General features: G+C 53.3%; 19 protein-coding genes. 7 read left to right on the forward strand and 12 right to left on the reverse strand.

The window, feature by feature from the left end; all coding sequences use genetic code 11:
* The first annotated feature begins 74 nt into the window (after nucleotides 1-74).
* The 3 genes from OR1_RS07635 to OR1_RS07645 all read left to right on the forward strand — a co-directional run bounded on the left by OR1_RS07635 (nucleotide 75) and on the right by OR1_RS07645 (nucleotide 2,320).
* Entirely contained in the window at nucleotides 75-392 is a 318-nt protein-coding gene (locus OR1_RS07635; RefSeq protein WP_152609841.1) for a hypothetical protein, read from the forward strand.
* Between the two features lie 127 nt (nucleotides 393-519).
* Complete coding sequence (locus tag OR1_RS07640; protein ID WP_237754253.1) at nucleotides 520-993, forward strand: DUF2844 domain-containing protein; 474 nt, start codon at nucleotides 520-522, stop codon at nucleotides 991-993.
* A complete protein-coding gene (locus OR1_RS07645) occupies nucleotides 980-2,320 on the forward strand; it encodes a DUF3443 domain-containing protein (protein WP_041971081.1) in 1,341 nt (446 codons plus the stop codon). The genes OR1_RS07640 and OR1_RS07645 overlap by 14 nt, the downstream gene beginning before the upstream one ends.
* A gap of 69 nt (nucleotides 2,321-2,389) precedes the next feature.
* Here the strand turns inward: OR1_RS07645 and mutM are convergent, their stop codons facing one another.
* Nucleotides 2,390-3,193, reverse strand: coding sequence for a bifunctional DNA-formamidopyrimidine glycosylase/DNA-(apurinic or apyrimidinic site) lyase (gene mutM, locus OR1_RS07650; RefSeq protein ID WP_041971082.1), 804 nt, complete (start codon nucleotides 3,191-3,193; stop codon nucleotides 2,390-2,392).
* Nucleotides 3,194-3,456: 263 nt separating this feature from the next.
* Between mutM and OR1_RS07655 the strand changes: the two genes are divergently transcribed.
* The gene (locus OR1_RS07655) at nucleotides 3,457-4,737 is read left to right on the forward strand and encodes an HD-GYP domain-containing protein (protein ID WP_041971083.1); all 1,281 of its coding nucleotides are present in this window, start codon (nucleotides 3,457-3,459) and stop codon (nucleotides 4,735-4,737) included.
* Nucleotides 4,738-4,758: 21 nt separating this feature from the next.
* Here OR1_RS07655 and OR1_RS07660 read toward each other — a convergent pair whose 3' ends face one another.
* The 3 genes from OR1_RS07660 to gdhA all read right to left on the reverse strand — a co-directional run bounded on the left by OR1_RS07660 (nucleotide 4,759) and on the right by gdhA (nucleotide 11,099).
* Nucleotides 4,759-6,636, reverse strand: coding sequence for a tetratricopeptide repeat protein (locus OR1_RS07660; RefSeq protein ID WP_237754254.1), 1,878 nt, complete (start codon nucleotides 6,634-6,636; stop codon nucleotides 4,759-4,761).
* Between the two features lie 344 nt (nucleotides 6,637-6,980).
* Complete coding sequence (gene acnB / locus OR1_RS07665) at nucleotides 6,981-9,524, reverse strand: bifunctional aconitate hydratase 2/2-methylisocitrate dehydratase (RefSeq protein WP_041971085.1); 2,544 nt, start codon at nucleotides 9,522-9,524, stop codon at nucleotides 6,981-6,983.
* Nucleotides 9,525-9,749: 225 nt separating this feature from the next.
* On the reverse strand, nucleotides 9,750-11,099 hold the full coding sequence (gene gdhA, locus OR1_RS07670) for an NADP-specific glutamate dehydrogenase (RefSeq protein ID WP_041971087.1): 1,350 nt from the start codon (nucleotides 11,097-11,099) through the stop codon (nucleotides 9,750-9,752).
* Between the two features lie 301 nt (nucleotides 11,100-11,400).
* Between gdhA and rlmD the strand changes: the two genes are divergently transcribed.
* The gene (rlmD, locus tag OR1_RS07675; RefSeq protein ID WP_041971089.1) at nucleotides 11,401-12,801 is read left to right on the forward strand and encodes a 23S rRNA (uracil(1939)-C(5))-methyltransferase RlmD; all 1,401 of its coding nucleotides are present in this window, start codon (nucleotides 11,401-11,403) and stop codon (nucleotides 12,799-12,801) included.
* Nucleotides 12,802-12,864: 63 nt separating this feature from the next.
* On the opposite strand, the gene OR1_RS07680 is transcribed toward rlmD, so the two are convergent.
* The 3 genes from OR1_RS07680 to OR1_RS07690 all read right to left on the reverse strand — a co-directional run bounded on the left by OR1_RS07680 (nucleotide 12,865) and on the right by OR1_RS07690 (nucleotide 14,707).
* A complete protein-coding gene (locus OR1_RS07680) occupies nucleotides 12,865-13,731 on the reverse strand; it encodes an NAD(P)-dependent oxidoreductase (RefSeq protein WP_041971090.1) in 867 nt (288 codons plus the stop codon).
* A gap of 92 nt (nucleotides 13,732-13,823) precedes the next feature.
* Nucleotides 13,824-14,480: an endonuclease III gene (gene nth / locus OR1_RS07685; protein ID WP_193377091.1), complete on the reverse strand. Its 657-nt coding sequence runs from the start codon at nucleotides 14,478-14,480 to the stop codon at nucleotides 13,824-13,826.
* Nucleotides 14,477-14,707: a hypothetical protein gene (locus tag OR1_RS07690; RefSeq protein WP_041971092.1), complete on the reverse strand. Its 231-nt coding sequence runs from the start codon at nucleotides 14,705-14,707 to the stop codon at nucleotides 14,477-14,479. Before OR1_RS07690 ends, nth begins: the two co-directional genes overlap by 4 nt.
* Before the next feature lie 139 nt (nucleotides 14,708-14,846).
* Between OR1_RS07690 and OR1_RS07695 the strand changes: the two genes are divergently transcribed.
* Together OR1_RS07695 and OR1_RS07700 are read left to right on the forward strand one after the other, a co-directional pair.
* Complete coding sequence (locus tag OR1_RS07695) at nucleotides 14,847-15,713, forward strand: PHP domain-containing protein (RefSeq protein ID WP_041971093.1); 867 nt, start codon at nucleotides 14,847-14,849, stop codon at nucleotides 15,711-15,713.
* A 117-nt stretch (nucleotides 15,714-15,830) separates the two neighbouring features.
* The gene (locus OR1_RS07700; protein WP_041971095.1) at nucleotides 15,831-16,091 is read left to right on the forward strand and encodes a GSU3473 family protein; all 261 of its coding nucleotides are present in this window, start codon (nucleotides 15,831-15,833) and stop codon (nucleotides 16,089-16,091) included.
* Here OR1_RS07700 and OR1_RS07705 read toward each other — a convergent pair.
* The 5 genes from OR1_RS07705 to OR1_RS07725 form a co-directional block, all read right to left on the reverse strand.
* On the reverse strand, nucleotides 16,084-18,387 hold the full coding sequence (locus tag OR1_RS07705) for a GspE/PulE family protein (protein ID WP_041971096.1): 2,304 nt from the start codon (nucleotides 18,385-18,387) through the stop codon (nucleotides 16,084-16,086). The genes OR1_RS07700 and OR1_RS07705 overlap by 8 nt on opposite strands.
* Nucleotides 18,388-18,538: 151 nt before the next feature.
* Nucleotides 18,539-19,087, reverse strand: a complete 549-nt coding sequence (locus tag OR1_RS07710; RefSeq protein WP_041971097.1) for a 2-oxoacid:acceptor oxidoreductase family protein — start codon at nucleotides 19,085-19,087, stop codon at nucleotides 18,539-18,541.
* A gap of 33 nt (nucleotides 19,088-19,120) precedes the next feature.
* A complete protein-coding gene (locus OR1_RS07715) occupies nucleotides 19,121-19,942 on the reverse strand; it encodes a 2-oxoacid:ferredoxin oxidoreductase subunit beta (RefSeq protein ID WP_041971098.1) in 822 nt (273 codons plus the stop codon).
* A gap of 2 nt (nucleotides 19,943-19,944) precedes the next feature.
* Nucleotides 19,945-21,078 (reverse strand): 2-oxoacid:acceptor oxidoreductase subunit alpha, encoded by a 1,134-nt coding sequence (locus OR1_RS07720; RefSeq protein WP_041971099.1) that lies wholly within the window; start codon nucleotides 21,076-21,078, stop codon nucleotides 19,945-19,947.
* A 23-nt stretch (nucleotides 21,079-21,101) separates the two neighbouring features.
* Nucleotides 21,102-21,296 (reverse strand): 4Fe-4S binding protein, encoded by a 195-nt coding sequence (locus OR1_RS07725; RefSeq protein WP_041971101.1) that lies wholly within the window; start codon nucleotides 21,294-21,296, stop codon nucleotides 21,102-21,104.
* Nucleotides 21,297-21,380 lie beyond the last annotated feature (84 nt).

Consider the following 21,380-nt stretch of genomic DNA (forward strand, 5'->3'; position numbering starts at 1 on the left):
GTTATGGAGTGCCGATCGTCAGACTCTCAGTTTTAGGCGCATGGGATTCAACCGTGACTTCAGATCAGCCAAGAGTGCAAATACGTTTATACCTGCTGGCAGCGTTTATACTGGTGGCTGGCCTGGGTTCGGCAATCGCCATCTATGTCAATGCCGCCGAACCGGCTGACAGTGACAGCAATATGGTGTACGACTATCAGCACTCCAAGAAGTTCAGGCACGAGATGGAAAGAATGGGAGGCAAACTGAATATGGTTCTCAGTGAAACCGTTCAGGAATTCGAGGAACTGTTTCAGGGAAGGAACCTCGCTTACACTGTTGCGTCCTCCACCATAGTTATATCCTTAGGGATTTTCTATGCCGCCGGATTGGCTGGGAAAAAGATCGAATAACCTGCTCCCCGTAGTTTTCATGTTTCATTCATAATCCTTCCACATTTTATTGATAATTTGTATATTGGGATGTGATGAATCGCGACCAATTGTCAGATGCCTTGACGCATTCGGAGAGAAATTACCTATGATAATGAGAAGAACATGCGGCCTGGTGGTACTGATAGCCGCGGCAATATCGTTTTCTATGCCCGCTCGCCAAGCCGGGGCAGCGCTCGGAGACAGCGCCGGCTCTATTGCTTCGGATCGCAAGGCCCTCCGGGCAGTGCAGCGTGCGACCACGGTCCGGAGCGGCTATACGGTTCAGGAGATCGGATCCGATGCTACCACGGTGCGGGAGTATGTGTCACCGGCCGGCGTCGTCTTTGCCGTATCCTGGAACGGCAGGGTACACCCGGATCTCAATGCCCTGCTCGGCTCTTATGCCGGCGAGTATCAGTCGGCATTGAAACAAACCCCGCGCAAAAGGGGATTAAGGCGCCAGAAAGTGGAATCAAGCCAGGTAATTGTCGAAAAATGGGGACACATGAGGAATCTGCAGGGAAGAGCCTATGCCCCGGCTCTGGTCCCGTCGGGGGTGGTGATCGATGAAATCAGATAAGTTCCTGATTCCTCTCGTACTCATGGCGTTGATAAGCGGCTGCGGCGGATCGGATGGCACCAAGAGCAGCGCCAGTTCATCGACCAGCACCATGTCGAATTTCAGCAGCAATACCACATCTACAGGCGGGAGTACGACAGCAAACGGCGGCAGTGGTACATCTGGCGGCAGCGGCAGTACGACAACGGGCAACGGCTCAAATACCGGCGACAGCACTACTGGCAGCAACTCCACCCAAAATATCCTTACCGTCACTGTCAACGGCTCGCTCTGCTCCGCCAGCACCTCCGGCTCCTATGTCAATAAGCCGTGCGTGAGCGTAACGGTCTGCTCCCCGGGCAGTTCGGCCTGCCAGACCGTTAACGACATCCTGCTGGATACCGGAAGCTACGGGTTGCGGATCTTCGAGAGCGCCCTCCCCTCGGTTTCCCTCACTCCGGTGGCCAGCGGCAGCGGATCACTGGCGGAATGCGTTCAGTTCGGGGACGGATCATCGCTCTGGGGACCGGTAAGGATGGCAGACGTCGTTCTCGGCGGCGAACCTAGAGTTCAGGTGCCGATCCAGGTGATCAACGCCTCGTTCGGCTCTGTTCCGGCTTCATGCTACAACGCCGATAGCGACCCGGTCGCCGCGGGATACAACGGCATACTGGGGGTCGGCCTCTTTGCCGAGGACTGCGGCTCCGACTGCACCGGCACCGCCGGCAACGGCATGTACTTCAGTTGCAGCGGAACAAGTTGCGGCGGCGCGAGTGCCCCCCTTGTCAAGCAGGTAACCAACCCGGTTGCACGTCTTCCGGAAGACAACAACGGCGTCATTGTACAGCTTCCTGCTGTGTCAGCAGGAGGAACCAGATCCGTGAACGGCTCGCTGGTCCTGGGGATCGGCACCAAAGCCAACAATACGCCGGCAGCGGTCACCAGGTACCAGGCAAACCAATACGCCGAGTTTTACACATCCTTCCAGGGGACCACCTACTCCAGCTTCATCGATACCGGATCGAACGGGTTGTTCTTCACATCGCAATCGTCGCTGGTCCCCGACTGCGGGTCTCATTATTATTCCGGCTGGTTCTGCCCCGCATCTACGGTAAGCCTCTCAGCGGTCAACAAGGGATACACCGGTTCGCCAAGCGGCACGGTCTACTTCAGTGTCGGGAACGCAAGCTATCTGTTCAGCACCGACAACTCCGTCTTCTCCGAACTAGGGGGAAGCATGGCCGGAGGGTTTGACTGGGGGCTCCCGTTTTTCCTCGGCAGAACCGTCTACGTCGGTATCAACGGCACCTCCTCCAGCCTGGGAACCGGCCCTTACTGGGCCTATTGACAGCTTCCCGCGATTTACATCAGGGCCGGCGCAGTTGATCAGACTGTGACCGGCCCCCTTCCTTTCCCGCTACCACTGGCAACTGCTGCAAAAAACCGTGCTCCGGTTCCCGATACGGAGCGACTCCAAGACAGTCCCGCAGGTTCGACACAGTTCACCGCCACGGCCATAGACTCTGAAATCCAGGGGATGATAGGCAACGGTTTCCTCTGCCACCCGGTAGGTGCTACCGGTTTCCAGAGATCCGGCCAGCACCTCCTTGATAGACTGTACCAGCCGGTCGCATTCCTCCGCTATCATTGTTCCGGCAGCCCGGTCGGGCCGAATCCGGGACTGAAACAGCGCTTCGTTGGCATAGATGTTTCCGACCCCGGCAACAATGGCGGCATTCATGATGAACTGCTTCACAGCCACCCGGCGATTGCGGCTCATTTCATAAAGATAGCCGCCGTTGAAGCTGTCGGTTAGCGGCTCGGGTCCAATCCCGGCTATGAGCGGATGGTGCAACGGGTCGCCAGTAACCCAGAGGATGGTGCCGAATTTGCGCGGGTCATGGAACCGGAGTATCTGACCGTCGGTAAATATGAAATCGAGATGATCGTATCCACCTGGCGGGGTATCTGCCCCAACCAACCGGAGGAAGCCGGTCATCCCCAGGTGAATGACAAGGCAGCCGCTGTCGCAGAACAGCAGGAGGTATTTCCCCCTCCGGCCCAGACTCTGTACGATCCGGCCCCGTAGTTCCGTTTTCAGCTCCTGCGGTATCGGCAGCCGCAGCTTGGGAGTCCGCAGCACGACCCGGTCGAATTGCTTTCCCTTTAGCAGCGGCTCCAAGCGCCGACGGGTTATCTCCACCTCGGGTAGTTCGGGCATGACATGATCCTTTCGGTTATTACACTAACTATCTCTGACAAGACGCAAGCCGCTTGACATAAGCCGTCATCAATGTACATTTATTTTATTCGGAAGTGTAACTGGAAAACTGCCATGGCAATCGAGGCAGAGTTTTAATAAGACCCGGTTCCGGGTGGGTTTTGGTTGTTATCTCAAAATGATCGGACATGTTTTTAGGATGAACCGGCATAATCTGGCAACAAGTTTCTACCGATGCGGTCCAACAACAGAAAGAAGGCCGTATGCTGGTTAGAAAAGATTTTCACATCCCTCTGTTTGACCTGATTTCCTGTCTCTCCGATGTCATTGATATGGTTAATTCGGATCTGGTCAACCACCACACCATGGTCGGCTACATTGCTTATCTTGTCGGCAGCCAGCTGGAACTCCCCCATCGACAGCGCTACAACCTGCTTATGGCCGGGAAGCTTCACGACATCGGCGCCCTGTCGTGCCAGGAACGACTCAATACCATGAACTTCGAACTGGTCAACCCGCATCGGCATGCCGAAATCGGCTGGCTGCTTCTGAGCGATTTTAAACCGCTTGCCGAGACCGCAGAGTTGATCCACTTCCACCACGTCAACTGGGGAAATGGTAGCGGCAACTCTTTTCAGGGGATGGCGGTGCCGGTCGGCAGTCATATCCTGCACCTGGCTGACCGGGTGGCGGTGCTGCTGAATAAAAATAAGCCGGTCCTCGCGCAAACAAAACGAATTTGCCAGTCTGTCGAACAGCAGATTGGTGTGATGTTCATGCCGGACGTGGCCCAGGCATTCCTGAAGCTGGCGGAGAAGGAGTATTTCTGGCTCGATCTGATTTCGCCCACGGTCAGCTCTTTGCTGAAGCGCAGGGTAAGCCTGGAAACCCTCGAATTGGATCTGGACGGCATCCTGAGCCTGGGACAGGTGTTTTCGGAAATCATCGATTTCAGGAGCCGCTTCACTGCCACCCACTCCAGCGGCGTTGCCGCCAGTGCATCGGTACTGGCTCGAATGGTCGGCTTCTCGGAAACGGAATGCGAAAAGATGAAGGTAGCGGGATTCCTGCACGATCTGGGTAAACTGGCCGTACCAACGGAAATTCTGGAAAAACCGGGGGTACTGACCCCCCAGGAACGCGATATTATCCGTTCCCACCCCTATTACACCTACCGCACCCTGGAGCGGATCAGCGACATGGAAACCATTAATTCCTGGTGTTCGTTCCATCATGAATATCTGAACGGCAAGGGGTATCCGTTCCATCTGGAAAGGGCCGATCTTACCATGGGGGCACGGATCATGGCGGTTGCCGATGTCTTCACCGCCATTACCGAAGATCGTCCTTACCGCAAGGGGATGACCCCTGAAGCAGTCATGTCGGTGCTGAACAGCATGGGGAAAAGCGAATCACTCGATGTAAAATTGATTGAAGCCCTGGCCGATAATTTCAACGAAATCAACCAACACCGCCTTGCTGCCCAGACTGCGGCCGGTCGGGAGTATGACCGGATCATGCATCAGATGGAAGCAACATCCTGAACAGCACCACGACGGTGCTCTTCATAGCCTGCCTACTTTGCCCTTCAACTCGGCAATACTACTCTCAATTGCTTGATCAGGATACAGTTGCACAGATTTTTCCAGTTCCGTTATGGCATCGGTAAGCAGCCCTTCCCGGGCATAAAGCCTTCCGAGGCGCAAATGAGCCAGCGGGAACATCGGATCGAGTGTAATCGCCTTAGAATAGGCACTCCTGGCCTTGTCAGACTCGCCTAGATCTTCATGCAGTTCCCCGAGAATAATATGCGGAAGAGGGTTCTTGGGGTTCAGTTGGGCGGCAGTCATCAGCTCTGTTGTTGCTTCATCGTACCGTTTCAGAGTTTTCAAGGCGTTACCCAGGAAAATATGCGCCAATACAAACCCAGGTCTGAGCCGTATCGCAGTACGGAACTCCTTGATCCCTTCCTCTATTGCTTCATTTCCGGTAGTCCTAAATTTGAGTTTGACATCCTCCCTGGTGATCCTGTCGTCAATCTCCAGGTCACCCCGTTCGGTCAGGGCCACACCCAAATTATGGTGAACCCTGGCTTTATTCGGACTCTTATCGGCCACATCCCGCCATAGGGTTACCTTGTCCGCCCAGACACTGTTCCTGGCAATGCCGGCGCCAGTCAGACATATCACGACCACGATCAGGGACATGGTGGCAGTTTTGGATTCAAAAATGGATTTCCCTGTTCGGTGACCGTAGGCTGCTGTTGCCAGGGCAATGATTGCGATGAAAAAGCCTACGGACGGCAGGTATGCCCGGTGTTCAAAAATCAGATCATCGATCGGGATGACACTGGATTCTACTGCCAGGGCAATAAAAAACCAGCAAACACCGAAGGCGATGAGCTTGTAGACCTGAAATTGAGGCTGCCGACGATCCCTTGACCGGAAGCCAATATAGATCCCGGCTCCGAGGATTGTCAGAAGCAGGCAAAGGGGCAACAGCACCGAAACGCTGAAAAAGGAACGCTGAAGATGGTAGTCATAATCAAGGTTCTGAGCGATTGGCAAAACCAGCAGGCGAAGATACTTGGTGATGACCCCGAACTGGGTCATCAGGTACTCCCATGATGAGACACCGCGAAAATTAACCAGATTGATCGAGTCGACCAGGAGGTCGCTTTCTGCCGGCTTTGCCACGGTAGCGAGAAACATGAGATTTATGGGAATGATCGCCATGGTCAAGATGAATGGCGCCAGTCGAACAACTCTCTTGCCGATGTCCCCGGAAAAGAACATGAACTCAATCAGTGCGATGACGACCGGAAGGGTGAATCCATTCTCCTTGGAATTCATCGCAAGTACGCAAGAGAAAAGCGCCAGAAGATACCATGTGATTCGGGGAGTCGCCGCTGTCGCAAGCCTGCTGTTCAGATACATGACCAGAGATCCGAGATAAAACAGGACAACTAGTGAACTGAAGCGTTGGATGATATAGGTTACAGCCTGGGTTTGCAGGGGATGGCAGACAAATAACAAGGCACAGAATAATGGCAGGTAACGGTATTTTGTCAGGGCAACGGCAGGTTTCTCCTCTGCCTCCGTTGCCATTGAAGGAGTCTGTAACATGAGGAAGAGCAGGAGATAGACGAGCAGTGCGTTGCCGATGTGAATGATCAGGTTCGTCAGGTGGTATCCCCGCACGTCAAGTCCGTGGAGGGCGTAATTCAAGGCAAAGGTAAAATAGGAAACGGGCCGCAGGATAAAGTTGTTTTGGACGTCAGCAGGTATTCCGAGCCGGAGAACCTGGTGGGTATCGGTAAAAAAACTGAAGTTTTTGACAGCCGGGTTGTTCGCTAAATAAGGGAAATCGTCAAACATGAACGGGGCGGTGATGGTATTGAAGTAGACGAGAAAGCCGGTGATAAGAACCAGAAATACATGCACTAAAGGTTCGTGCCACAGGTTAATATCATCGGATTCCGTTTCGGATACAGGGCTTATTTTTGCCGGCCGATCCTGGGATTTCTTGGCAGATCCGGAGTTTTTTTTTCATCGGTGCTCCGTTGCAAAATGACATTACATTATATTTTATAATGGATCGAAGCTGTGCTGGCACAAACTTTACGGTTCAAGTCAGTAAACATCAGTGATTCCCCGGGGACCAGGGGCCATTACTACGGAAAGTCAGAAGGCATTTAATAGATAAACCCCCGTACAGGCAAGCCCGAACGGGGGTTTATCGTTTTATGCCGTCAGCCTTTCAGCCTTAAGCCTTTCATAACAAAGGCTTACTTATAATCCGGCATCTCATCGAACTGCAGGTACTTGTAAATAGCTTCCTTCTTCGGCTCAACCTTCTCCTTGTAGACTGCCATAAATTCGGCAACCGTCGGGAGCTTGCCCATGGTGGCGGTAACCGCGCCCAGTTCGGCGGAACCGAGGAACACCTTGGCACCATCGCCAATCCGGTCGTCGAAGTTACGGGTCGAGGTGGAGAACATGTTCACGCCGTCGGGCACGCGGGCCTGGTTGCCCATGCAGAGCGAGCAGCCAGCGATTTCGATCCGGGCGCCAAAGGCGCTATAGACTGAGAAGTAGGCTTCGTCCTTGAGCTTGGCTTGATCCATGCGGGTCGGCGGGCAAATCCAGGTGCGAACGTTCGGGTTAAACTTCAGGCCGCGCCAGATCTCGGCGGCAGCACGGAAGTGACCGATGTTGGTCATGCAGGAACCGAGGAAGATGTCCTGGATCGGGGTGCCGGCTACCTCGGAGAGGAGCTTGACGTCATCCGGATCGTTCGGGCAGGCCAGAATCGGTTCGGTGATTTCGGCTAGATCGATCTCTATCACGTCGGCATAGGCACCGGTTGCCTGGGCGTTCTTGTCGGCTTCGAGCAGTTCGGGCTTGGCGAGCCAGGCGTTAACCGCATCGATCCGGTTCTGCAGGGTCTTGGCATCCTGGTAACCGTCCTTGATCATCTGCTTCATCAGGGCCACATTGGAACGGAGATACGTCGCCACGCTCTCCTTGGAGAGCTGGATGCAGCCGGCAGCAGCCGAACGTTCGGCAGCGGCGTCGGTCAGCTCGAACGCCTGCTCAACGGTCAGGTCAGGCAGACCTTCCATCTCGAGGATGCGGCCGTTGAAAATATTGATCTTGTTCTTCTTGGGCACGGTCAGTTTCCCCTGTTTGATGGCCCAGAACGGAATGGCGTTAACCGCGTCGCGCAGGGTGATGCCCGGGTTCAGCTTACCTTTGAAACGGACCAGGACAGATTCCGGCATGTCGAGCGGCATGAACCCCATGGCGCCGGCAAAGGCCACCAGACCGGAACCGGCCGGAAAGGAGATCCCGATCGGAAAGCGGGTGTGGGAATCGCCGCCGGTACCGACGGTATCGGGGAGAAGCAGGCGGTTCAACCAGGAGTGAATGACGCCGTCACCCGGCTTCAGCGGTACGCCGCAGCGGTCGGTGATAAACTTGGGGAGGTTCTTGTGCATCTTCACGTCGGCCGGCTTAGGATAGGCGGCGGTGTGGCAGAACGACTGCATGAACATCGGCGACAGGAACTTGAGACAGGCCAGTTCCTTGAGCTCATCGGCGGTCATCGGACCGGTGGTGTCCTGGCTGCCGACCGTGGTCATCTTCGGCTCACAGGCAGTACCGGGGAGAATACCGGCAACGCCGCAGGCCTTGCCGACCATCTTTTGGGCCAGTGAGTAGCCCTGATCAGCCTTGGGAGCGGGATTGACCGGCAGGGTGAAGACATCAGTTGCACCGAGTCCCAGGGCCTTGCGGGCCTTCTCGGTTACGGCGCGGCCAATGATCAACGGGATCCGGCCACCGGCGCGGAACTCGTCGGCCAGCGTGTTTGGGGCGATCTTGAAGGTGGAGATGACCTCCCCTTTCTCGTTGGTGATCTCACCCTTTTTGGTGTTGATGGTGATGACATCGCCGTCGTTCATCTTTGTGACGTCGGCCTTGAGCGGCAGAGCGCCGGAATCCTGGGCGGTGTTGAAGAAGATCGGGGCAATGACGCCGCCGATGATGACACCGGCAGTCTTCTTGTTGGGAACACAGGGGATCTCCTGGCCCATGTGCCAGAGAACGCTGTTACAGGCAGATTTACGGGAGGAGCCTGTGCCGACGACGTCACCGACAAATGCCACCTGATTGCCGGCAGCGCGCCACTCGGCAATAGTCTTCAGACGGTTCGGGAAGCGGGTCTTGCCCATGGCCAGCGCGTGCAGCGGGATGTCGGGGCGGCTCCAGGCATCGCCGGCCGGGGAGAAGTCGTCGGTGTTGATCTCGCCTTCGACCTTGAAAACTTTGACCTTGATGGTCTCGGGAAGACTGGGGCGATTGGTGAACCACTCGGCATTGGCCCAGGATTCCATGACCTTCTTGGCGGCGGCATTGGACTTGGAGAGTTCCAGGACCTTATCGAAGCCGTCATAGACCAGGGTCATGCCGCAAAGGGCCTTGGCGGCACCTTCGGCCAGCTCGGCGTCCTTAAGGGCATCAACCAGCGGGGTAACATTGTAACCGCCCAGCATGGTGCCGAGAATCTGTACGGCATCCTTGCGGCTTACCAGCGGCGACTTCTTGGTCCCCTTGATAATTTCGGCGAGAAAACCGGCCTTTACTTCGGCAGCAGGGTCAACGCCGGGAGATACGCGCTCCTTCAAAAGATTGAGCAGAAACTCTTCTTTTCCGGCAGGGGGTGCTTCCAGCAGCTTGCAGAGACCTGTGGTCTGCTCCGGGTTGAGCGGCAATGCCGGGATTCCCTGGGCCTTGCGCTCGGCTTCGTGGGCGAGATATGCTTCGATCATGCGGTCATCCTCCTCTGATTGATTGATCCTGAACTACGTGTCTTTTCAGGTGATTTCCTAACGAATTGCAGACGGTTAAGCGGATACTGTATACAATTTTCAGGGGATTTTGTCAATTCCTATCTCAGAGAATACTTAAGACCTGCACATGTAATTACGAAAAAAAGCGGAGTGCCGAAAACGGCACCCCGCATAACTCAACGAATATATTCTGTTCCTACAGGATTAAATCAGGCCGTGGGCCACCATGGCATCGGCAACCTTGATAAACCCGCAGATGTTGGCGCCAAGGACGTAATTGCCCGGTGCGCCATACTCTTCAGATGTAGCGTAGCAATTGTTGTGGATGCCGACCATGATGCCTTCAAGTTTTTTCTCGGTGAACTCAAAGGTCCAGGAATCGCGGCTGGCGTTCTGCTGCATTTCCAGAGCGGAAGTTGCAACGCCGCCGGCATTGGCAGCCTTGCCCGGGCCATAGGCAATCTTGGCGTCGAGGAATACCTTTACCCCTTCCGGAGTAGTCGGCATGTTAGCGCCTTCGCCCACGGCAATACAGCCGTTCTTGACCAGCAGTTTGGCATCCTTGCCATTGATCTCGTTCTGGGTTGCGGACGGCATGGCAACCTGGCATGGGATCTCCCAGATATTGCCGTTTGCAACGTATTTGGCGTCCTTGTGGTACTGGGTGTAATCCTGAATACGACGACGCTCCACCTCTTTAAGCTGCTTGATCAGATTGAGATCGAGTCCGCTTTCATGGAAAATGACGCCATTGGAATCGGAACAGGCAACGCACTTGCCGCCGAGCTGATGAATCTTCTCGATGGTGTAGATGGCAACATTGCCGGAACCAGAAACAAGGCAGGTTTTACCTTCAAAAGTATCCTTCCGGACCCTTAATGCCTCATTGATGAAGAATGTTGCACCGTAACCGGTAGCCTCCGGACGAACCAGGGAACCGCCCCAGTTGAGCCCCTTACCGGTCAGCACACCGGCCTCGTAACGGTTGGTGATCCGCTTGTATTGGCCGAACATGTAACCGATCTCGCGTCCGCCTACCCCTATGTCACCGGCTGGGACGTCGGTATGCTCGCCGAGGTGGCGATACAGTTCGGTCATGAAGCTCTGACAGAAACGCATTACTTCGTCATCGGATTTCCCTTTGGGATCAAAGTCAGAACCGCCCTTACCGCCGCCGATCGGCATTCCGGTGAGCGAGTTTTTGAAAATCTGCTCAAAGCCGAGAAACTTGATGATGCCGAGGTAAACGGAGGGATGGAAACGGAGACCACCCTTGTATGGGCCAAGGGCGCTGTTGAACTCAACGCGAAATCCGCGGTTGATATGTACGCGACCCTTGTCGTCCTGCCAGGGTACCCGGAAAATGATCTGGCGCTCTGGCTCACAGATACGCTCGATAATCTTCCGTTCCATGTACTCCGGATGCTTAACCATGACCGGTCCGAGTGATTCGAGAACCTCGCGGACAGCCTGATGGAACTCCACTTCACCTTGGTTTCTTTTGAGAACGTCCTGATAGATTCCTTCCAATTTCTCGTCGAGCTGCATAGTCATACAATATCCTCCGTGATGTATTTATAGGCACATGGCTGCAACCCGCTAACAACTAAATTGCTGCATGCGTCACTAAAGTGCACATTAAATGCACATAATGCGCCAGCAGAAGCACTTCATGCTGACTATTTTAGCATCTGCTGCATTTTCAGTCAGTTGCATGCCCGATATTTCATCATCGCAAACAGACACCTTCTTATGGTGATTATGTTTTATACACAGTCGATTCACTAAACGACTCAAATACCAACACACACATCTGAAGATTGACATAAAACGGTAATTGCTGTTTAGTGAAGGGATGAAAAAACCACCAGTAAAGAATCGACACCAGGAAAACGATAAACTCAGGCCCGGATCTGTGCTTGATCTGGCAATTTCCGCCATAGACGAAGAAGGGTATGGCGTGGCCACTTGGGGGGCCAGGAAGCTGAGAGTATCCGGGGCATTCCCCGGAGAAGCCGCACGGGTACTAATAACGCACATCGGAAAACAGACCCTTACCGGTCGTTGCCTGGAACTGCTGAAGCCCTCCCCCCTGCTCCGGACGACTCAACCGTCCGGCCTGTGCAAGGTTTGCGACAACTGCCAGCTGGCACTGCTCGAATACGCATCACAACTGGAAATCAAACGGGATATGGTGTCCAGGTGTCTTTCCGCGTACAGAAGCCTCGCAGACATTCCGGTTAGCAGCGTCATACCGTCGCCGAATCCGCTTCACTACAGGACAGCGGCCAAGCTTATCATTGGCGGCACATTCCGTTCGCCAAAGATCGGGATCTACCGGAGACACAGTCATGATGTCGTCGATATTGAAGGTTGCCCGCTGCACCATCCCCTGATTAACACCATAATTGCGGCAGTTAAAGAGGGCATTACCCGCGGCAAGATCCAGGTCTATTCTCCGACGACCGGGAGCGGACTCCTGAGGTATCTGGTCATAAGGGTCTCTGATGACGGCGAGCAGGCAATGGTGATCTTTGTGACTGCCTTCCGAAGCTTCAACGAAATCCACCATCTTAGCCGGCATGTTCAGACGGCAGTGCCCAAAGTCACTGTCATGGTCCAGAATGAAAACGCTTCTTCCGGGAATGCCATTCTTGGTGACAAATTTCATTTTCTTACAAAACAGCATGCTCTCATTTCCCAGATTGGTAAGGTACGGCTGGCCGTGTCACCCCGTTCATTTTTACAGGTCAACAGCGGGTCTGCAGGAATAATTTACGATCAGGTCGCCGCCTGGGGGGAATTGACCGGCAAAGAGAGGGTGATCGACCTTTACTGCGGTATCGGAGGGATAGCACTGTTTCTGGCTGCCGGCGCTGGAGAGATCATCGGCATTGAAGTTGTTGAGGAAGCGGTTCAGGATGCCGACAAAAATGCCAGGATGAACGGAATTGACAATTGCAGCTTTGCGTCAGGGGATGCGGGAGAGCTGTTGGCTGAAATCAGGGAAGAATGGGAAAATGCGGACCTGATCGTTTTGAATCCGCCGCGCAAGGGGTGCGATAAAAAGGTGCTTAATGAAGCGGCAAAGCTGAAACCGGTGAGAATCATCTACGTTTCCTGCTCGCCATGGTCGCTGGCCCGGGATCTCGATATCCTTTCCCGGCTCGGTTACCGGACAATAAAGGTTCAACCGGTGGATATGTTTCCCCAGACCAGCCATATCGAGAACGTGGCGCTGCTCACGAGAGAATGACGAAAAATGGGATCCGGCAACGGATCCCATTTTCAAAACAACCGTGTTGCCTATCAACCGATTTTATTTCCTGAGGACTTTAATAACCGAGGAAAAATCCTCCTCGCCCCGGCCATCCTTAACCCCCTGGGCATACAGGGAATGCGCCGACTCAGCGCCCGGCAGAGTAAGGCCGACTTTGGCGGCAGCCTCCATCACCAGTTCAAGCTGCTCATTCACATACTTGAGGGCAAGGTTCCGGGTAAAATCACCTCTGGCAATACTTCTCCCCTTTGAATGGAACAGCGGCGAGGCAACGCCGCCGGAATCGAGCACTTCAAGAATCTTGTCGGCAGCAAACCCCATCTTCTCGCCGAACACAAGCCCCTCGGCAAGCGCCTGAATCAACTCGGCCTGAACCAGGTTGACAATGAATTTCATCTTGGTTGCATCACCGACATTTCCCACATGGACTATATTCAGCCCGAAATAAGAAAAGAGCTCCCGGCATCTCCCTACCAGTGCCGAATCACCACCAGTCAGGATAGTCAGCAGGCCGTTGGCGGCATGCTCTTTTGTCCCCCAGACCGGCGCATCAAGAAACATGATACGATGCTTTGCGGCCTCTTCCGCCATCTCAAGGGTGCTTTCGAGTGAATGCGTCCCCATATCCACCAGAATAGTTCCGGCATCGATCCCGGCAAAGACCCCGTCAGGCCCGTAAATATCGGGGCGCAGCCGCTCTTTCTCCGGTCGGATCAGAATAACCAGATCCTTACCCTTTGCCGCTTCCTTGGGGCTGGCGGCAGCAGTAGCTCCAAGCTTGCTCAGTTCTGCAACCACAAATGGGTCTGAGTCGTATACTGAAAGCTCATAATGGCCCTTGGTGAGATTTGCAGCCATGTGGCGCCCTACAGTACCCAAACCCAAAAAACCGATATTCTTAAGCATGCCCGACCTCCTGAACATTCATAAATAATCAAACCATGTTTTTTTATAATACAATCTCACAAGCGCCAACACAAGGGGCAAAAACAAAAAAACTACCTGAATCTGGTGACCCCGCATCTTTTACAGATATCGGCAAGCCGACACTTTGTGCAGTATGGCGACAAAGGGCGGCAAATGTTCTGACCAAAAGCGACCAACAGATCGTTGATTTCAATCCAGTACTCTTGGGGCAGGCATTTCCGGAGTGCCATTTCCGTTTGCTCGGGCGTGCGGGTCGCAATGTAGCCCCAACGATTGCAGATACGGTGGACATGTGTATCCACGCAGATCCCCGGCTTGCCGAAACCGAGCGTCACAACGAGATTGGCAGTCTTGCGGCCAACCCCCTTGAGTTCGAGCAGCGGTTCGATTTCGTCCGGGACCATGCCATCGTAATGTTCCACCAGCCGGTGACAGATTTCACTAATCTGGCTGGCCTTGTTCCGGTAAAATCCCACCGGGTATATGGCACGCTCTATCTCATCGCGCGAGAGCAGCATCATCTTTTCGGGCGTTGCCGCCAAGGCGAACAACCGCTCCGATGCCGGCCCGGTTGTGCTGTCCTGCGTTCTAAGCGAGAGCAAGCACGAAATCAGGACCTTGAACGGGTTCCCTTCTCTCTGTGAAACGATCGTAACTGCCGGGGTCTGCCAGTTTATTGCTTCCTGGCGCAGAACGGCCATTGCAGCATGGATGTCAAAACCGTTCAAGCAAGCCCTCTGTTCCGGAAGATTCTCATCAACAACACCCCCAGAACGGAAAAACAGGCTCCGACGCATAACAATAGATACCCGATAGTACGCCCTTCACCCCAACCGAACAGATCCTTTCCCTTCATGAGAAAAATGAGGCCGAGTCCTCCGAAGGCCATGATCCCTCCGGATATATAGACCGCAAAGGCGGCAATTGCCAGCCCTATTCCCTGCTTTTTAGCCATACCGTTACCTCCTCTTCATCTGCTCGCCGGATTCTAGCCCATCTGCAGACGCGCCGCAACCAGTTTAACGTGACATCGGCAAACTACTGCGGCATAATTCGATCAGGAGCAATCATCCTCCGGTGCAAAGGACCACCCCATGAACTTCCCTGTAGTAGATCTTCATATCCATTCCAGTCACTCCGACGGCGTCTTTACCCCTGCGGAACTGGTGAAAATGGCTTCATCTCAAGGTGTAAAGGTTATAGCCATCGCTGATCACGATTCAATATCCGGAATCGACGAGGCTATTGCAGCAGGTGAGCAGTACGGTGTCGAACTGATCCCGGCAGTGGAACTCTCCATAGAGGTCAAAAAGTTCCATGATGTGCATCTCCTGGCATATTACCTGGATCATAACGACAGGATTTTCAACGAACGATTGAACGGTTTCCGTGCCAGGCGCGACTCCCGTGGCGAAGAGATAATCAACAAGATAAACGCCAAACTTTCAGTAGAAGGAAAAGCGGGGATCAGCTTTGAAGAGGTTGCCAAAGGGAGTGACGGGGCATTGGGACGACCGCACATCGGCAGAGTCTTGATCGCCAGAGGCCATGCTGCTGACATGAGTCAAGCATTTAACGACTATCTCATCCCGTGCGACGTGCCCAAAGAGTATTTCCCGGTGGAGGAAGCAATAGCCGAGATACATAGGATCGGAGGGGTTGCGGTTCTGGCGCATCCAACAACAATATCCAGAGAGCGGGGTGTTCTGAGGGATGTTATCGGTATGATGGTGGCTCTCAAGCTGGATGGAATCGAGGTCTACAACACCCTGGCCACATTGGATGATTCGGAATTCCTGCTGGCTATCGCTCGCAGGCATAATCTTGTCATAACCGGTGGCTCAGACTTTCACGGCAACGAAGGTGAATCGGTTCTGGGTATCACGGATAAAAAGGTCCCTCTCGATTACCGCCTTGTGGAATCGTTGAAAATACGGGCCTGTGGCAACAGCTCTAATTAACATCATCAAATTTAAAATAAAAAATCAACATTATTAAGGTTTTTTCTAAAGTTTTCCCTCAGATTGACGAAAGCAAATAATATGCTATAGACTGCAATCACCTCACCGGAGGGCGGGATGCTTGTTCTGGTACGTTACAATGACGACAATTACGACATCGTTGAAGACTACTGCCTAGAGTACCTGATCGTTACAGGTAAGGTTATAGAATTTTCCCGTTCGGATGAATGGGTTAGCGTCGGCAATGACCCTACCCGGGAAAAACCGGCTGATAAAGAATCTCCTGTCCCCCAAGAAATCAGATACGCAGGACCGGATCGCAGGAAAAAAACGCATCGGAACCTGCTGCATAACCCGCAAACGCCAGCAACTACTTGATACACACCCTGCGCACTTCCTTAAGATCGGTTATCCCCTGAAGCACTTTCAAGATACCATCCTGTTTCAAGGTAGTCATACCGTCTTTGATTGCCTGCTCCCGTATCTGCTCAACCTCCGCCTTTCGCTTCACGAGTCCTTTCATCGCATCAGTCCCTTCAAGCAACTCGTGGAGGCCCACCCTTCCCTTGTACCCTGAATTATTGCATTTTTCGCAGCCAACCGGCCGATATAGAGACATAGAATCGATATCAATACCGGCAAGCTGGAAATCGGCCCTGCCGTACTCTTCAACGAGATCGTAAATCTCATCCTTCTCCGGTTTGTAAAGTTCCCGGCACTCGCTGCAGAGCCGCCTGGCCAGCCTCTGAGCAAGGATGCACAGCACGGCGTCGGAAAAACTGAACGGGTCGAGCCCCATGTCAAGCAGCCGGGTTACGGTTTCGGGGGCTGAGTTGGTATGAAGAGTGGAAAAAACCAGGTGACCGGTAAGTGATGATTCAACACCGATCGCGGCGGTTTCCTCGTCGCGCATCTCCCCAACCATGATCACATCAGGATCGGCACGCAAAAATGCCCTTAAAGCCAGAGCAAAGGTAAAACCGATCTTCGGGTTCACCTGGACCTGGCGAAGACCTTTCTGTGTTATTTCCACCGGATCCTCAGCAGTCCAAATCTTGGTCTCCGCATCGTTAATCCGGGCAATAGCCGAGTGAAGAGTGGTTGTCTTCCCAGACCCGGTAGGTCCGACAACCAGTATCAATCCGTACGGCTGCTTGACGCATTTTTCAAACACAACCGAATTCCGCTCGGTGAGCCCGAGATTTTCAAATGGAATCGGCTCTCCGGAGGCCAAAATACGCATGACCACATCCTCCAGCTGACCGGCAGTAGGCAATGTGGCGATACGCAGCTCAACATCGATCGGACCAAACTTCTTGAAATCGATTTTCCCGTCCTGGGGCTTGCGGCGTTCCGCAATATCGAGCCCGGACATGATCTTTATGCGCGAAGTTACCGCATGCTTGAATTTGTACGGGATGCGCTGATAGATCTTGCACCGGCCGTCGACCCTGATTCTCACCAGGACATCGTTTTTCCCGGGGTAAGGCTCGATATGGATATCAGATGCCTTCATCCTGTAGGCATCGCAAATGATCTTGTTCACAAGTTGTACGATAACACTGTCCTGTTCCGAGACCCTTTGAACCTCCTGCTCGACATCCGGCTCATCACCCGATTCCAGCCTGCTGAGGAGGTCATTGATGCTGGTGGAGTCGCCGGACGGACTACTCCCTTCAAGATGGTAATAATGATCGATGAAACGTTCGATATCTTCCCGGAAAGAGGCTACGTAGGATATCCGGCGATATTCGGGATAGATGAATTTGATAAGATCCTGTTTGCCAAGATCGGTGGGGTCTTCCATTGCCACGGAGAGTACGCCGTTTTCGATCTTCACCGGCACCCAGTGCTCTTTTCTCAGCCTCTCGGGCTTGATCTTGTTCAAGATATCTTCAATAGGCGGGAGTTGCGGATCGAACAGGGTGAAATCAGTACCAAAATAGAGACTAAGACACTTGGCCATATCATCACGGGAGACCTTACAATCCCTCATCAGGATCTGATCCAGGCCGAGAGCGGCAATTTCGCTGCTTTTGCTCGCTTTTTCAATGTCACGTTCGTCAATGATATTCTTGTCCAACAGATAGTGGTAGCGGGATTTCTGCCTGATGATCTTCGTGGATGCGCTGATCCGGTAGATATTGTGGATCGCTATGGAGAGCGAAGCGGCAAGCTCGGAGACATAGCTGATGTCCATATCGTTGAACCCGGTGTGGTCCTTCTTGTTGATCAGTTGGATGACCCCGATCAGCACATTGTTGAACTTCATCGGCACAGACAGTATTTGCGTGCTCTTGAAACCGCTCTTTTGATCCCATGACTTGTCGAACTTGAGAGAGGTATTGATCATCCGCAGTTCATGATCGTCATAAACATTTTTGACATTGACAATGGTCCCGGAATAGGCACAGAAACCAGCGATACTCGTTGTACTGATCGGCACCACAATCTGCTGCAGTTCGTCACCGGTCTTCACCCGTGAAACCAGAATGTTTTTCTTGGTATCAGCCACATATATCGTGATCCGTTCCGCTTTGAACAGTTCGGCGATACTGTCTTTCAACTGGATAAGGATCGAATTGAGGGATGTGGCGGAGTGAATTTCATTGATCTGCTCCATGAACTTCTTGCGGTATTCAAGTTGACTCTTGAGATATTCGGTTTCATTCATCTTATGTTCTCCGAAAGATAGGTAAAGCGATGATTATCGCCCTGCATTGAGGTTACAGTGCGCTGAAAGAATGTCAATTGCATGGGGAGAGAACAAAAAAACGCCCGACACAAGTGTGCCGGGCGTTGTTATTCAGATATGGAAATTGTAATTACTTCTTGGCAGCCATGGCCTTATCGTAACCAAGGTTGAATGCCTTCTTGTTCAGCTCGAGAAATGCCTCGGGTACACGGGAAAGCACAGCTTTCTCGGCAGCTTCCTTAGATACGACACCGGTCAAAGCAACCATGGCACCAAGAGCAACAATGTTGGTAACGATCTCACGACCTACTTCGTTCTTGGCGGTATTGGTGATATTAAACTTAGTCACCTTGAAACTCCCTGCCGGCTCTCTGGTGATCAGGTCCGAGTCGATGAGGAGAACCCCGCCTTCCTTGAGGTCATGTGAATACTTGTCGCATGCTTCCTGAGTAAGAGCGAGGAGAGCGTCGACTTTTGTTGCCTTTGGGTAGTCGATTGTGTCATCGGAAATGATAACCTCCGACTTGGATGCTCCACCACGGGCCTCAGGACCGTAGCTCTGCGACTGAACTGCCTGCTTGCCATCATAAATGGAAGCAGCTTCAGCCATGATGACGCCGGCCAGGATCAGCCCCTGCCCGCCGGCACCGGAAAAGCGAATCTCATATCTTCCAGCCATTTTCTTCTCTCCTTTGAATTGGCGAAGTTCGTTCTAGCGGGCAGTGCCCTGAGCGCGCTCGATTACCTTTGCATACTCCTGGCAGTACTCAGGCTTATCCTGCTTATGGAGTACGCCGGTGAGGATTTTCCCTTTGAGCTGCTCGGGGTCCATCTTCTCGGCAGCCTTGACAGGAACTGCAACATCCTTGAGCCGGTTCATCATCTCGATAACAGACTTGTACTTGTTACGGCGTCCGTAGGTTGTCGGACAGTCGTCAAGGATCTCGACAACAGAGAAACCTTTGTGCTGAATCGCTTCAACAATGAGCTTATCGATCTGGTTGGCATGGAATGCCGTTCCGCGGGCAACAAAGGATGCGCCGGCACCGATTGCCAGCTTGGCGATATCGAAACCCGGATCAGGGTTGCCGTAAGGTGTCGTGGAAGCCTTTGCGCCTGTAGGCGTACAGGGTGAGAACTGACCACCGGTCATACCGTAGATCATGTTGTTCATGATTATATAGGTCATGTCGATATTACGGCGGCAGGCATGGATGAAGTGGTTGCCGCCAATGGCAGTGCCATCGCCGTCGCCACCGCAGAGAATAACGTTCATCTCAGGCTTTGCCATCTTCACCCCGGTAGCGAATGCAGCAGCACGGCCATGTGCGGTGTGCAGAGTGCAGCAGTCAATGTAGCCCGGGAGACGCGAAGCGCAACCGATACCCGAGACAATGGCGGTATTTTCCTTCTTCAGCTGGAGAGTCTCCAGCGCCCGGATAAGACCTTTCATGACGATGCCGTGGCCACAGCCTGGACACCAGATATGGGGAAGCTTGCCGGGGCGAAGCCATTTATCATAATCAAAAGACATGGTTACTTGACCTCCTTCATCTTGTCGAGGATCTGACCTGGATTGATCGGCTCTCCGTCAACGCGGAAAATGCCGAGAACCGGGGCATTGCCTTCGATGCACCCTTTTATAATGCCTGCACACATGCCAAGGTTCATCTCCGGAGAAATGAAAGCCTTTACCTTCTTGGATATCTCGAGGAGTCTCTGCTCAGGGAAAGGCCAGAAGGTAATCGGACGGAAGAGGCCTGCCTTGATACCCTGCTTACGGGCTTCATTCACTGCAAAACGAGCTGACCTGGAGGATGAGCCAAAGGCGACAACTACTATTTCCGCATCATCAATCTGGTACTCTTCCCACTTCATTATATCTGCGGCATTCCCCTCAACCTTGCGGACCTGACGCTCTTCCTCGGCCTGAACAACTTCAGCCTTGGTGGTCGGGAATCCGTCCTGCATCTTGTTCAGACCGGTTACATGGAACTTGTAACCGGATCCGAAGCCGGCCAGAGGAGGAACGTCACCGAAAGATGTGTCGTACGGCTTGTACTTGTCCGGTGTTACGGAAGGAGCAGTACGATCGATAACTTCCAGCTCGCCCGGCTCAGGGAATACGATCCGCTCGCGCATATGGGCAACGATCTCGTCAGGCATTACCATTACCGGCGTGCGGTACTTCTCGGCCAGGTTGAACGCCCTGACAGTCTCTTCGAACACTTCCTGAACAGAAGCGGGGACAAGACAGATTGCCGGATGGTCGCCGTGGGTACCCCACTTGGCAGACATGATGTCAGACTGCGACGGTCCGGTAGGCATACCGGTAGAAGGGCCACCACGCATGACGTTGAAAACAACGCAGGGAACTTCGGTGATGCATGCATAGCCGATATTTTCCTGCTTAAGCGAGAGACCAGGGCCTGATGTAGAAGTCAGGGTCTTGACGCCGGTAAGCGATGCCCCGATAATAGCGGCCATTGCGCCGATCTCATCTTCCATCTGGATGAACTTGCCCCCGACCTTCGGAAGTTCGGCCGACATTACTTCGGCAACTTCTGTGGAAGGGGTGATCGGGTAACCAGCAAAAAACTTGCAGCCGGCATACAGTGCGCCTTGGGCCGCAGCTTCGTTACCCTGCAGAAAAGCAACTTTCTTAGCCACGTTACTTACCTCCTGTAAATTGTTTATGCAGTTACCTTAATCGCGAAATCGGGGCAGCGGAGCTCGCACTGCATGCACTTGATGCAGGCCTCCAGATCCTTTACTGCCGCGACAAACCCTTTCATCTCCAGGACCTGCTTCGGGCAAAATTCCACGCAGATGTGGCAACCCTTGCAGTACTTCTCGATGATTTCGATTGTGGGAAGCTTCTTTTCCATCTACATACGCTCCTTTTGTGTATTGGGCCTATAGGGCTGAAAAACCGTGAGACTATAGCACAGCGTTTACACTAAAAGCAAGTC

The organism is Geobacter sp. OR-1 (assembly GCF_000813145.1).
Classification (GTDB): domain Bacteria; phylum Desulfobacterota; class Desulfuromonadia; order Geobacterales; family DSM-12255; genus Geoanaerobacter.